General features: G+C 60.8%; 16 protein-coding genes. 12 read left to right on the top strand and 4 right to left on the bottom strand.

Features of this window, described 5'->3' with window-relative positions:
- Positions 1-4: 4 nt before the first annotated feature.
- The 8 genes from H7R73_RS04495 to H7R73_RS04530 all read left to right on the top strand — a co-directional run bounded on the left by H7R73_RS04495 (position 5) and on the right by H7R73_RS04530 (position 5412).
- A complete protein-coding gene (locus H7R73_RS04495) occupies positions 5-415 on the top strand; it encodes a phage GP46 family protein (RefSeq protein WP_182951528.1) in 411 nt (136 codons plus the stop codon).
- A complete protein-coding gene (locus H7R73_RS04500; protein WP_182951529.1) occupies positions 408-1463 on the top strand; it encodes a baseplate J/gp47 family protein in 1056 nt (351 codons plus the stop codon). The genes H7R73_RS04495 and H7R73_RS04500 overlap by 8 nt, the downstream gene beginning before the upstream one ends.
- Positions 1454-2107, top strand: a complete 654-nt coding sequence (locus tag H7R73_RS04505) for a YmfQ family protein (RefSeq protein WP_182951530.1) — start codon at positions 1454-1456, stop codon at positions 2105-2107. Before H7R73_RS04500 ends, H7R73_RS04505 begins: the two co-directional genes overlap by 10 nt.
- Entirely contained in the window at positions 2107-3567 is a 1461-nt protein-coding gene (locus tag H7R73_RS04510; RefSeq protein WP_182951531.1) for a hypothetical protein, read from the top strand. Before H7R73_RS04505 ends, H7R73_RS04510 begins: the two co-directional genes overlap by 1 nt.
- The gene (locus H7R73_RS04515) at positions 3564-3887 is read left to right on the top strand and encodes a hypothetical protein (protein WP_182951532.1); all 324 of its coding nucleotides are present in this window, start codon (positions 3564-3566) and stop codon (positions 3885-3887) included. The genes H7R73_RS04510 and H7R73_RS04515 overlap by 4 nt, the downstream gene beginning before the upstream one ends.
- On the top strand, positions 3884-4051 hold the full coding sequence (locus tag H7R73_RS04520) for a hypothetical protein (RefSeq protein ID WP_175610333.1): 168 nt from the start codon (positions 3884-3886) through the stop codon (positions 4049-4051). The genes H7R73_RS04515 and H7R73_RS04520 overlap by 4 nt, the downstream gene beginning before the upstream one ends.
- A 72-nt stretch (positions 4052-4123) precedes the next feature.
- A complete protein-coding gene (locus H7R73_RS04525) occupies positions 4124-4804 on the top strand; it encodes an integrase (protein WP_182951533.1) in 681 nt (226 codons plus the stop codon).
- Positions 4804-5412 (top strand): tail fiber assembly protein, encoded by a 609-nt coding sequence (locus H7R73_RS04530; RefSeq protein WP_232092739.1) that lies wholly within the window; start codon positions 4804-4806, stop codon positions 5410-5412. The genes H7R73_RS04525 and H7R73_RS04530 overlap by 1 nt, the downstream gene beginning before the upstream one ends.
- 14 nt (positions 5413-5426) lie before the next feature.
- Here H7R73_RS04530 and H7R73_RS04535 read toward each other — a convergent pair whose 3' ends face one another.
- On the bottom strand, positions 5427-5801 hold the full coding sequence (locus H7R73_RS04535) for a helix-turn-helix domain-containing protein (RefSeq protein ID WP_182951534.1): 375 nt from the start codon (positions 5799-5801) through the stop codon (positions 5427-5429).
- Positions 5802-5990: 189 nt separating this feature from the next.
- Here H7R73_RS04535 and H7R73_RS04540 point away from each other — a divergent pair, with 189 nt between their 5' ends.
- A complete protein-coding gene (locus H7R73_RS04540; protein WP_139329122.1) occupies positions 5991-6275 on the top strand; it encodes a hypothetical protein in 285 nt (94 codons plus the stop codon).
- A 283-nt stretch (positions 6276-6558) separates the two neighbouring features.
- Here H7R73_RS04540 and H7R73_RS04545 read toward each other — a convergent pair whose 3' ends face one another.
- The gene (locus tag H7R73_RS04545) at positions 6559-7401 is read right to left on the bottom strand and encodes a lytic transglycosylase domain-containing protein (protein ID WP_010673217.1); all 843 of its coding nucleotides are present in this window, start codon (positions 7399-7401) and stop codon (positions 6559-6561) included.
- A 311-nt stretch (positions 7402-7712) separates the two neighbouring features.
- On the opposite strand from H7R73_RS04545, the gene H7R73_RS04550 reads away from it, so the two are divergent.
- The 3 genes from H7R73_RS04550 to H7R73_RS04560 are packed head-to-tail and all read left to right on the top strand — an operon-like array spanning position 7713 to position 10490.
- Positions 7713-8453 (top strand): glycosyltransferase family 2 protein, encoded by a 741-nt coding sequence (locus H7R73_RS04550; protein ID WP_042016786.1) that lies wholly within the window; start codon positions 7713-7715, stop codon positions 8451-8453.
- Complete coding sequence (locus H7R73_RS04555) at positions 8453-8812, top strand: lipid-A-disaccharide synthase N-terminal domain-containing protein (protein ID WP_045523761.1); 360 nt, start codon at positions 8453-8455, stop codon at positions 8810-8812. Before H7R73_RS04550 ends, H7R73_RS04555 begins: the two co-directional genes overlap by 1 nt.
- Positions 8802-10490 (top strand): ArnT family glycosyltransferase, encoded by a 1689-nt coding sequence (locus H7R73_RS04560; RefSeq protein ID WP_182951535.1) that lies wholly within the window; start codon positions 8802-8804, stop codon positions 10488-10490. The genes H7R73_RS04555 and H7R73_RS04560 overlap by 11 nt, the downstream gene beginning before the upstream one ends.
- A gap of 42 nt (positions 10491-10532) precedes the next feature.
- On the opposite strand, the gene H7R73_RS04565 is transcribed toward H7R73_RS04560, so the two are convergent.
- Positions 10533-11531: an NAD-dependent epimerase gene (locus H7R73_RS04565; RefSeq protein WP_103260749.1), complete on the bottom strand. Its 999-nt coding sequence runs from the start codon at positions 11529-11531 to the stop codon at positions 10533-10535.
- Positions 11528-12877: a UDP-glucose dehydrogenase family protein gene (locus tag H7R73_RS04570; RefSeq protein ID WP_103260748.1), complete on the bottom strand. Its 1350-nt coding sequence runs from the start codon at positions 12875-12877 to the stop codon at positions 11528-11530. The genes H7R73_RS04565 and H7R73_RS04570 overlap by 4 nt, the downstream gene beginning before the upstream one ends.
- Positions 12878-12922 lie beyond the last annotated feature (45 nt).

Consider the following 12922-nt stretch of genomic DNA (forward strand, 5'->3'; position numbering starts at 1 on the left):
CCCCATGCTGATCTCTATCAACGGCGTCCTCACAGACTCCGGCGACCTGGTGCACCCGCTGCACAGGGCGGTGTTTATCAGCCTCTTCACCTGGCGCCGCGCTGGCGCTTCAGATGATAGCGATCGTCCTTACGGGTGGTGGGGAGACAGCTACCCGACTGTGGCCGGTGACCGGATCGGAAGTCGCCTCTATCTGCTGCAGCGTGAGAAGAACCTGCCAAAGGTGCGCGAGCGGGCCCGCGACTACGCCCTGGAGGCGCTGGCCTGGCTGAAAGATGACGAGCTGGTCACCCGCATCGATGCCGAGTGCCGCCGCCGCGAGATTGACGGCGCCGAACTGGTCGTGACGCTCACCGTTGATGGCTCTGACCAGCAAATTACCATCCCCGACATTCTGGAGGCCGTCAATGTCTAGCTACTCCCTGCGCCCAACCCTGCGCGAGATTATCCAGCGGGTGCGAGCCGATGTGACGGCAGAGCTGGATGACCCGCTGCGCCGCTCGGATGCCGAGGTTTACGCCCGCGCCTATGCTGGCGCCGTGCACGGGGTGAACGGCCATATCGAATACCTCGAGCGCAACCTGCTGCCGGATCTCTGTGATGAGCAGTGGCTGCTGCGCCATGCCGGCATGAAGAAGTGCCCGCGCAAAGAGGCGCAACCGGCCGCCGGCTGGCTGCGTATCTCCGGTGTCAGCGATGGCATCACGGTCTCTGCCGGTGCAGTGGCCGTCTATCAGGGGAGCACCCCGATCCAGTATGTCGCCACCGAGGCGGCGACTTCATCCGGCGGTGTGCTGCGTTTGCCGATCACCTGCTCGGAGACTGGCTATCACACTAATCTGGATGATGGCGAGGGGATGATCCTCTCCGAACCGGTGGCCGGGCTCTCATCCTCCGGAGTGGCTGACAGCGTTCAGGGCGGTACAGATCTGGAGAGCGTCGATGACTGGCGAGCCAGGGTGATTGATCGCTGGTTCTTCACCCCACAGGGCGGAGCCGATACCGATTATCAGGTATGGGCCGAAGAGGTGCCCGGGGTGACCCGCGCCTGGTGCTACCGCCACTGGATGGGGACTGGCACTGTTGGGGTGTTTCTGGTTGATGACAACTCGGAAGCGCTGGTGCCATCAGCGGCCATCGTAGCTGCCGCCCGTCAGCATATCGAGCCAAAGGCACCGGTGGCCGCCGCCGAGCTCTACTTGCTTGGCATCAACATCAAGCGGGTGGCTCACCGTATCAAGGTAACTCCTGACACCCCCGAAGTGCGAGCCGCTGTCACCGCCGCCATGCGCGAGTTCTATCGGCGCGAGGGCGGGCCTGAGCAGACCATAGCGCCATCACGCCTGTCGGAGGCCATCAGCGCTGCCAACGGCGAATACAAGCACCAACTGCTCGCCCCAGCGGCCGAATTCACTACCGCCAAGGGCGAGATAGTCGCGCTGGGGACCACAACATGGGATTGACCGCAGCCGATTACTCAGACCAGCTGCAGAAGCTGCTCCCCTATGGCCCGGCATGGGAGGGGGATCACCCCCTGCTCACTGCTGGCGCCGGTGAGCTGGCCCGCACCGCAGAGCGGGCAGATGCACTGGCGCAAGAAGAGAGTGACCCACAGCAAACAACTGTGCTGCTGACCCGCTATGAGGGGATCTGCGGGCTGCCAGATGAGTGCGAAGTACCAGGCACCGCCACCATCAGGGAGCGCCAGCAGCGCCTCGATGCCAAGATCAACTCGCTCGGCGGCATCAATGCCGAATATTACCTGCAACTGCTCGCCTCGCTCGGCTATCCGGATGCCACCATCTCTAACTACCACGGTGCCGTGTTCTGCGCAGGCAGCCGGGTGGGCGCTCCAATCTACGGCCCTGAGTGGCGCTATGTGTGGCAGGTCAATCTGCCGCGCATGAACGTTGACTACATGCGAGCTGGCTCGGTGGCCGGCAGTTCGCTCTGCGTCTGGGGGGATGCCGTCATGCAGTGCATCCTCGGCAAGAAGGCGCCCTCTCACACCATTCTGAATTTCGTCTATACCACCGACCACGACAACATGATCCGCCTCGCTGATGCGATGCGTGCAGCATGCTGTCTGGGATTTGGAGATACCTGATGGCAGTAACCGATAAAGACCCCACCGAAGCGATCCTGCTTGTTGAGCAGACGATAGGCACCTTTAACCAGATCGTCGTGGGGCAAGAGGGGCAGATGGTTCCCGTCCCGGGCTACCCCGACCAGCCTACGCTGGCTGAACGGGTCAAGCAGAACCTCAAGCCAAGCACCGACGCGGCGGCAGGTTTTGCCGCGCAGGCATCCGCAAGCGCAAAGGCAGCGGATGATGCGGCCAAACTGGCGTCACAGATCTCCGGGCTGGAAACCGTGGCCGATGCCATTGGCATGGCCGCGCTTCCCATGCCGGATGTGTGGGCGCCGCTGACCGACTCGCTGAGGCTGGTTGTTGGCAATGGCCGAGAGGTGAAGGTCGGGGATGATGTTGTTGCCCGCTATGTGAACTACTCCCGTTCAACCGCTGCCACGTACACAGACAAGAATGATGACATGAAAGTCGCCGCTATCAACGAGCCGCGCTTTGAGCGAAATGGGCTGCTTATTGGCGGCGGCAACCCTAATTTATTCAACAAAAGCGCCGCCAGCAGCTACAGCTGGATTAGTAGTGTACTGAGCCAAAGCGCCGGTTCAGCCCAACTGCCATTTGATGTATTCCAAAAGACTATAACCTCTTCCAACTCAGCGCAGGGGTCTAGTGAGCGAGTAATTGTTGATTTATACAGCATATCAAATCCTGCCGCGCTTGCTGGCGGGCCTGTGACTGTAAGTGCTTACATGTTCGGTGATGCTGACGCAATAGTTTCAGCATCTCCTGAATTAAAAATTGTTGCTGATTTATCCATTACTGGAATATCTAGGTCTGTAATAAAGATCAATTCAAATACCGTTCGAATCATTTGGTCTGGAGTTATAACGCCTGGATCCTCATCGACATTTGGCAATTTTCAGGTGACGTGGCTGAATCGTTTGCAGTCTGTGGTTGTTGGTTGCTACCAGATTACAATGCTCCCATTTGTCGATTCATACATCCCGACAAATGGCGCATCTGCAACGCGCGCCCCAGATGTTGTAACCCTTCCTCAGTCGCTCAATCTTGTGGAGGCCCAGCTTGGTTTTAGTCTCGCTGTCGAGTTTGACACGGTTAATACTGGACCACATCGCATTCTGGAGCTTAGCGACTTTTCCAGCATTATTGCAGATGGGGCATCTCTCACAATTCGCCATGCAGGAAAAGAGGTGTATGGCATCAATGCGCCACTGGGGCAGCGCCACCATATCGCGTATTCGGTGGCGGCTGACGGCGCAATAACAGTGGCACTCAACGGCAGGGTGCTGGCGCCACAGTCTAGGAGTGGCGGTGCGGCATCCAGCAAGACATCGATTATCCTCGGCAATCGCTGGAGTGGAGCCAATGACAGGGCGATGTATGGCCATCTTCGTGATCTGAAAATCTGGACCAAGAAGCCCCTCACTGCCGATCAACTCAAGGTGGCATCAGCATGACAGACTTTATCGATCTCAATCTCAAGGCGGCCGATAAGGCCGCCATGACCAAGGCCCTGCTCAGCGCTGGCTTTATCAAAGACGGCGAGACAGGAACTATCTATCACCCCACCGCCTCGCTGCAGTTGCTGCCGCCAGGCATGGTTACCCGCCCCACCGGCGTGCTGGATGCGGAGGGCCTACCGCTGCGCGAGCCTGTACCGGGCTATCACGCCAACGTGCGCACCCAAGACCCTGCAATGGCCGCTGCGTTGGCGCCGGTGACCGTTGCTGTCGAAACCCCGCAATACGTTTGGGCATCTGCCCAGGAGGCGTCATGATCGTTCGTCTCGAACCTATCACGGCGATCGTTGTCGCCGTGCTGCTGGGCTGGGCGTGGAACACCGCCACGGCCCCCGGGCCGGTCTGCCAGGTGCAGGAGGTTCACCAGGGTAAAACCATCCTTGTGCCGCGCCCCTGCGATGAGGTGCTGGCGATCAAGTAACGCCACTTCTCCTTTTAACAGTGCCTGCCCTTGAGCGGGCTTTATTATTTCCAGTTCTCTGGAGAGAGCGATATGCATCGAATTGATACGCCATCACGGCAAAAGGACAAGTTTGGCGCTGGGAAAGATGGCTTTACCAGAGGGGATCCGCAAACCGGAACTCAGGCAACTCAGGTCAGCGCTGACATTCTTGACGCCATGCAGGAAGAGCTCTGCAGTGTTATAGAGCTAAGTGGGTTGCCACTTAAAAAATCAGAGAACAACCAACTTTACAAGGCTATCGAGATCCTGCTTGATGCGGTTATTCCGATTGGGGTGGTACTGCCTTGGGTTGGAGATACACCTCCAAATAATCGCTTTGTCATCGTAAAGAACCAGACCTTTGACAAGGTGGCGCTACCGAAACTGGCCGCACTTTTCCCGTCTGGACAAATTCCGTTTGACCCGCGCGGGTTGGCGCTGCGTTGGTGGGACAACGGGCGTGGTCGCGATACTGGGCGCTCGCTGCTATCTGAGCAGGGTGATGCTATCAGGAATATTACAGGTCAAGTTGCTAACGTATACATCGAAAGCCCTGCTGCTGCGGCGCTGGGAGCGTTAGCCTTTAATGGCACGGGGTTTACCTCTATAACGGCTGGTTCCCAGCAGATCCAGTACAGAAACTTGTCGTTTGATGCTTCAAGGGTCGTCCAAACAGCATCTGAAAACCGTATGGCCAACATCTCAATGACGCCCATCATGAGGGTCAAATAATGCAATATATCCAATTGAATGAATCAGGCTTTGCCGACCAGTCTGGCTATCTGCGCTGTTATATCTGTCACCCAGATACCCGAGAATATTTAGGCCCGTCTGACGAATTCATTTCCCAGCATACAGGGCTGCCCGCCTGGGCATTCATGGATGCCCCGCAAGGTGCGCTTGCCAGTGGAATGGTATGGGTGCGCAGCACCAACGGATGGGAGTCGGTGCTAGATCTGCGCGGCAAGCTGGCTTACGACACCGTGACCCGCGCAGCCAGTGAGATAGTCGAACTTTGGCATCTGCCTGCAGACCAGACCCTGCTGCCACCTGGCTCACCCTTTGACTGCTGGAACGGGCAAGAGTGGGTGAAGGATGAATCCGCTGAACAGCACGCCATACTTGAGGTTGCACAAACCGAGCAAGCTGCCCGCATCGCCAATGCCACGCAGCAAATTGCCATCATCAAACCGGCCGTCGATGGTGGATATGCAAAACCTGAGCACACCAAGCTGCTAGCTGACTGGCAACGCTACTGCTATGAGCTGACCCTTGTGCCCGAGCAAGCAGGCTGGCCTGTATCACATCAATTTCCTGAGCAGCCGGCGTCCGTTATCTGACCCATAGCTCTGCGTCATTGGCGCAGGGCTACCACCCCCTTCTCATAGGTATCCGCCAGCCATCTCAGGTGAGGCAGCGGTATCCCCATCAAGAACACCACCATCCTCGAGCTCTCTGGATGTGAGCAGCCCCATGTTGCCGGTGGCAGCATGGCCTGCACATCGATCCCAATAGCTCGGCAGATCAACGCGGCGTCAGCCAGCGTCATGAACTCCCCCCTCTCCTGCGATAACCAGCGGCTCAGGGTTGATACCGGTATCCCGGTCATCTCCTCAAGTTGCGACTCACTAATACACTTTTCAGCCAGAATGGCGGCTAGGTAGCGCTTGGCGGCCGCAACATAATCCAGTTCTGCGGCGGTCAAATAGGCCTTTCGTCTGTTCTTCATGGGGCAACTCCCGAATTACTGCGTTGCCCGTGCTCGTTTGTGACCCTGTCAGATCTGACAGGTTTTTCATGTATGAAATAACGTAGCAGCCTGACCATATCTTTGCCGCAAATGCAGCTGTAGATTTCAGCAGGTCTTACCAGATACTGATTGATTCGTCTGCAACAGAGTAAAGAGGGAACGTTCGAGATGGAGTTTGATGTGTATTTTAGGATCGGATCTACGTGCTGCGGCCCGTTCCCGGCTGAGGCAACGGATGAGAAAGAGATGCTTGAAGCAGTTGTTGGTTACCACCAAGAACTGGCCCTTCCGCCAGCAACAATCATCATTATTTCGCCAAGAAATCATCCGCCAGTTTGGGGCCATCCTGGGGCCAAAAGATGCGGAAATTCTGTGTTTGGGGCCAAAATGGGGCCAAATATAGAGCTTCAAAAAGCTGCAATCAGCCAAGAGGGGTTAATTATAACTATGTGATTTTTTTGGCTTTGTGAGGCTCTTGCCGGCTCCGCATGGCTTTTCAATGATGCCGATGGTTCATGGTGTAAATAAATTGAGCCATTGGCTAATTCTCTTCCTTTCAGCAGTTTAATGTCTTGGCATTAACAAACTGATGTCGTGGTGGGGCCGGGTCGACGGGCCGTCAACCCGGTTCCAAAAAACCCGTCGATTGTAAACCAATGGGAGAGGGGCGGCAAAGCCGGGCGCCGCAGGCCGGGACGGCCGACAGGCGCGAGGGAAGAGGGGCAACCGGGCAAGCTCAGCGCGGTGAGCTGCGGCGGGCCGGTTTGTCAGGATCCTGCCCCGAGTAGTAGAGCACCCGCTGCACATACTCCTGGGTTTCCTGATAGGGCGGCACACCGCCGTGGCGCAGCACGGCCTGCTCCCCGGCGTTGTAGGCGGCGCTGATCCTCACCCAGTCCGGACCGAACTGCTTCTCCAGCCACTTCAGGTAGATCATGGCACCACGGATGTTCTGCTGGGCATCGAACGGCCGGGTCACGCCGAAGCGGGCCTGGGTTTCGGGAATGAGCTGCATGACACCCTGCGCCTGCTTGGGGGAGACGGCGGTGCTGTTCAGATTGGATTCGGCGATGGCGATGGCCAGGGCGAGCTGGGGGTCCACTTTGTGACGCTGGGCGGCCTGGCGGATCATGACGGCCAGCTTTTGCTTGGCCTGTGACTGTCTGGCCAGGTAGCGCTCCTGATCGAAGGGGGTGCTGGGGCGTACCCAGGGGGCTCCGCCACCGCCTCCAATGCCGCAGGTACCCAGGGGGGCATTGCCGACCCGCTCGTTGTAGTAACGGGCGGCTTGCTGGTTGCCAAGGCGCATGGCCATGGCCAGGTAGGCGTTGGCGCTGCGGGCATTGCGGATCCCCTGGGGGCCGCGGGCCAGCAGGCGGCCGATGCGGTAATAGGCTTCCGGGTTGCCAAGGTTGGCGGCGGTGCAGTAGTGGGCGATGGCCTGCCGCGGGTTTCCCTGTTCCATGGCGGCGCCCTGGCGCAGTGCGCTCATGGCCTTGGGGGCCTGACGAAAGGGATCTGCGTGGGAAGTGGTGGCGAGCAGTATCAGGAGTCCCCAGCCCCAGAGTCGTTTTTTCATGGAAACCTCGTCGTTGGTATCCGCAACATATAGGCCCGATCCGGGGAGGGACGCCAGCCAGCAGATGGAACATCTGGTTATGTGGGTGAGCGGCAGAGATGAAAACGGTATGGAACTTTTGGTGCAGGGGAGGAGCGGCAGGCTCCCGGGTTAGTGACTGCTTTGATAGATTTGTTAATTGAAGTTCAATATGCTGACAGAGTTGTTTTCTAACGCCTTGTATTTGCATGATGTCAGCCAGGCCATCGATGCAATGTCGTCGGGTCTGCCGGGTGAATCGATAGCGCCTCTGATGAGGGCAGGATGTGCATATGGTCGAATCGGTCGATATCTCTGTCGTGGTGCCTGCCAAGGATGAGCGGGATAATCTGGCCCCGCTTGTCGGCGAAATAGATGCCGCCCTTGGGGGCAGGTTCGAGTACGAACTGATCTATGTGGACGATGGCAGTGTGGACGACAGCCATGTGGTACTGCGCGATTTGCAGACGCGTTTCACCAGGCTGAAGGTGCTACGTCATGTCCATGCCGTGGGCCAGAGCATGGCGGTGCTGAGCGGAGTGCGCCACGGGCGTGGCGACTGGCTGGTGGTACTCGACGGCGATGGTCAGAACGATCCCGCCGACATTCCCGCCATGCTGGAGGAGGCGATGCGCCGCTACCAGAGCGATCCATACCAGGTGGGCCTCATCGGCCACCGGGTCAACCGCCGTGACGACTGGGTCAAGCGCCTCTCTTCAAAGCTGGCCAACGGCTTTCGCGACCTGCTGCTGCGCGACGGTATTCCGGATACCGGCTGCGGGCTCAAGGTGGTGCGTCGCGACTGGTATCTGAAACTGCCCGCCTTCAATCACATGCACCGCTACATCCCCGCGCTGATCCAGGCACAAGGGGGGCGCATGGCACCCTGGCCGGTCAACCACAGGCCACGCCAGGCGGGGATCTCCAAATACGGGGTCTGGAACCGGCTCTGGGTCGGGCTGGTGGATGTGGTCGGGGTCTGGTGGTTGCAGCGCCGATCCAAGGTGGTTGAAATCCGGGAGATGCTGGAGTGATGGACGCCTGGCTGTCTGCCCCCATCGACTGGCTGGACTGGACCGGGGTGCATGTCACCGGCTGGAAGCTGATCGGCTATACAGGGGCGCTGATGTTCGGCGGACGCTGGCTGGTGCAGTTTCTGGCGTCCAGGCGAGCGGGGCGACCCGTCATCCCGCGCCTGTTCTGGTACATGAGCGTGCTCGGCAGCCTGATGACGCTCAGCTACTTCACCTTCTCTCCCAAGCAGGACTCCGTCGGCGTGCTGCAAAACCTCTTCCCCACCTTCACCGCGCTCTACAGCCTCTATCTCGATATCCAGCATCGGGGCTGGCGGCGTGACAAGGGAGTGACCGGGGAGGCTCGTCATGGTGAGTGATCGCACCCTGCTCAATCAGACGTCCCTTGGCTGGTTGCTGCTGATCGCGCTGGCGGTGCTGGGGGCCGGGCTGGGTCTGCGGGATCCCTGGCCGGCGGACGAGCCGCGCTTCGCCCTGATCGCCCGGGAGATGGTGGAGAGCGGCCAGTGGCTCTTCCCCATGCGTGGCGGGGAGCTCTATCCGGACAAGCCGCCGCTGTTTATGTGGGGGATCGCGAGCGGTTATGTGTTGACTGGCTCCATCAAGGTGGCCTTTCTGCTGCCCTCCCTGCTGTCTGGCTTGCTGACCATCTTGCTGGTGTGGGATCTGGGGCGCCGCCTGTGGGATCCGGCGACGGGATTTCTGGCGGGCTTGCTGCTGCTCTTTACCGTCCAGTTTACCCTGCAGGCCAAGACGGCCCAGATCGACGGCCTAGTCACCTTCTTCATCACCCTCGGTCTCTATGGTTTTCTGCGCTTCCTCCTCTGTGGTGGCGGGTGGCGCTGGTACTGGCTCGGCTGGTTTGCCGCGGGGCTTGGCGTCATCACCAAGGGGGTGGGAGTACTGGCCCTGCTGGTGCTGCTTCCCGCGCTCTGGACCCACAGGGCACAAATCCGCGCCGCGCCTTTGTCAGCCTGGCTGAAGGCCCTGCTCGGGCCGCTGGCCATGGCCCTGGCGATGGGCCTCTGGCTGGTCCCCATGCTGGAGGCCGTGACCCGAAGCGGGGATCCCCTCCTGCTGGCCTACAGAGACAACATACTGCTGCGCCAGACGGTGACTCGCTATACCAGCGCCTGGCATCACGTCAAACCCTTCTGGTACTACCTCACCTCGGTGATCCCGCCGTTCTGGCTGCCGCTCTCCCTGCTGCTGCCCTGGCTGGTGGTGGCCTGGCGGCGCGCCATCCGGGCGCAGGACAGGCGTATTCTGCTGCTGCTGGGTTATCTGGTGCTGGTGGTGCTGTTTTTCTCCTGCTCGCCGGGCAAGCGGGGCGTCTACATCACGCCTGGTACGCCCGCCATGGCGCTCCTGGCCGCACCCTTCATCGGCACCCTGCTGGTCCGGGTCTGGCCGGGGCGACTACTGGCCGGGCTTGGCTGGCTGCTGGGAGGGGTAGGGCTGGTGGGGGCTCTGGTGCTGGCATTTAGCGACAGAGTGGCCAGCCGTCTGGGGGAACTGGGGCCGGATCCCTGGCTTCCCCTGTTGGTGCTGGGGGGATCCTTGCTGCTGATCAATGCCTGGCTTCGCCGGGCGCCACTGACCGCCATTCTCTGCTCCCTGGCGGTGGGGTGGCTGATCTACTCCTGCTGGATAAGCGTGCGCCTCAACGAGGTGCGCACCCCTCAGGCAGTCATGACATTAGCGGCGCAGAAGGTGCCTGCGGGGGATGAACTGCTGCTGGCGGGATTCAAGGAGCAGCATCTGCTGTTTAGCCTGCAACCAGTGAAACATTACCCTTATCTGATGGGGGACGGGGAGCAGGCCCGGGAAGCTGCCGCCTGGATAGGGGCTGCCCCCGGGCGCTGGGTACTGGGGAGCGCCGACCTGATGGTGAGGTGTTTTGACCCCGCGAAGATGGAAAACCTCGGCAACCGTCACCGCACCGACTGGCTGCTGGCAGGCCCGCAGGCCCTCAAACCCGCCTGCCGTGGGCTATCCCCCACCATGGTGCCCTTCAGCTATACCCCTTCATCCTGAGCGCAGGGTCGCGAGCCAGGGGACCCTGCCACCTCGTTTGGCTCAGACCCGGTAGTAGTCCCGATACCAGCGGACAAAGCTGTCTACCCCTTCCTTGAGCCCGATACGGGGGCGATAGCCCGTGGCGTCGAACAGCGAGCGGGTGTCGGCCCAGGTGGCGAGCACGTCGCCGGGCTGCATGGGTAGCATGTTGCGGATGGCCCGTTTGCCGAGGGCCGACTCGATGGCATTCACGAAGTCCAGCAGCCTGACCGGGCTGCCGTTGCCGATGTTGAAGAGGCGATAGGGGGCCGGGCTGGCATCGGGGGCCCCCTGCCAGTGGGCATCGCCCACGGGGGGGCTGTCTGAGATGCGCACTACCCCCTCGACGATGTCGTCGACATGGGTGAAATCCCGGCTGAGCTGGCCCTGGTTGTAGAGGTCGATGGGGTCGCCGTTCAGGATGGCGTGCACGAACTTGAACAGGGCCATGTCGGGCCGACCCCAGGGGCCGTAGACGGTGAAAAAGCGCAGCCCGGTTGTGGGCAGGCCGTAGAGATGGGAGTAGGAGTGGGCCATCAGCTCCCCCGCCTTTTTGCTCGCCGCATAGAGGGAGACGGGATGATCCGCCCCATCGGACGGTTTGAACGGCATCTGTTCGTTCAGCCCGTAGACCGAGCTGGAGGAGGCATAGACCAGGTGCTGCACCCGGGTCTGGCGACACCCCTCCAGCACGGTGAGGTGGCCGGTGAGGTTGCTGTCGGCGTAGGCGAAGGGGTTGTCCAGGGAGTAGCGCACCCCGGCCTGGGCCCCCAGATGGATCACCCGGTCAAACTGCTCGCGGGCAAAGAGCGAAGCCATGGCCGCGCGGTCCGCGAGATCGGTGCGCTCGAAGCGAAAGCCGGGCAGAGGCGTGAGCAGGGCGAGGCGCGCCTCCTTGAGACTCACCGCGTAGTAGTCGTTGAGGTTGTCTATCCCCACCACCTGATGGCCGTCGCCACAGAGCCTGCGCGCCACATGAAATCCGATAAACCCGGCGGCGCCGGTGACGAGGTACTTCATCGCTCCTCCTGATGAGCCAGGCTGTCGCCACGGCCGATGGCATAGTAGGTGAAACCGCGCTGGCGCAGACGGGCCGGATCATAGAGGTTGCGGCCGTCGAAGATGATGGCCTGCTTCAGGGTCTGGCGAAGCAGGTCGAAATCCGGTGCGCGGAACTGTTGCCACTCGGTGCAGACGAACAGGGCGTCAGCCCCCTGGAGGGCGGTTTCCTGAGTGTCGCACAGGATCAAATCTGCCCGCTGGCCATAGAGGCGGGCGGCCTCGGTCATGGCCTCGGGGTCGAACGCCTGCACCTTGCCTCCTGCCGCCCAGATCGCCTCCATCAGCACCCTGCTCGGGGCTTCGCGCATGTCGTCGGTATTGGGTTTGAAGGCGAGTCCCCATAACGCGAAGGTGCGCCCCGATAGACTGGCACCAAAATGGTGGTGCAGCCGGGTCATGAGCCTGTGCTTCTGCGCCTCATTGACCTGCTCCACCGAGCGCAGCAGGGGGGTCTCGCACCCCGCCTCCTTCGCGGTGTGGATCAGCGCCCTGACATCCTTGGGGAAGCAGGATCCGCCATAACCGCAGCCCGGGTAGATGAAGTGGTGGCCGATGCGCGGATCGGCACCAATGCCCTTGCGCACCTCCTCGATGTCGGCGCCCAGGGCTTCGGCCAGGGTGGCCATCTCGTTCATGAAGGAGATGCGGGTCGCCAGCATGGCGTTGGCGGCGTACTTGGTCAGTTCGGCGCTGCGTGCATCCATCCGCAGGATGCGGTCTCGCTTGCGGTTGAAGGGGGCGTAGAGCTCCTCCAGCAGGGAGAAGGCGTGATCGGAGTCGGTGCCGATGATGATGCGATCCGGCCGCAGGCAGTCGGCGACGGCGGCGCCCTCCTTCAGAAATTCGGGGTTGGAAACCACGTCGAGCGGAAGATCGAGACCACGGTCGGCGAGGCGCTCCGCAATGTGTCGCCGTACCCGGCTGGCGGTGCCGACAGGGACAGTGCTCTTGTTGACCACCACCTTGCCCCCTTGCATCAGGCGGCCTATGGTGTCCGCCACCGTCATCACCTGATGGAGGTCGGCGGATCCGTCCTCGTCCGGCGGCGTTCCGACCGCGATGAAGATAAGCTCGGCAAACTCCACCGCCCGTGCCGGGTCTGTGGTGAAGATCAGGCGGCCGGCCTGATGGTTGCGCAGCACCAGAGGGGCGAGGCCGGGCTCGAAGAGGGGAATGTGTCCCGCTTTCAGGGCCGCGACCTTGTCGGCATCCACATCCACACAGATCACCTTGTGACCCATCTCCGCCAGTACGGCGGCCTGAACCAACCCGACATAACCTATTCCGAATACGGTGACTCTCATCCGCTGTTGTTCCGCTGGCAGTGACAAGCGACTCATTCTAGAACG

Source organism: Aeromonas sp. WP2-W18-CRE-05, assembly GCF_014168615.1.
Classification (GTDB): domain Bacteria; phylum Pseudomonadota; class Gammaproteobacteria; order Enterobacterales; family Aeromonadaceae; genus Aeromonas; species Aeromonas caviae.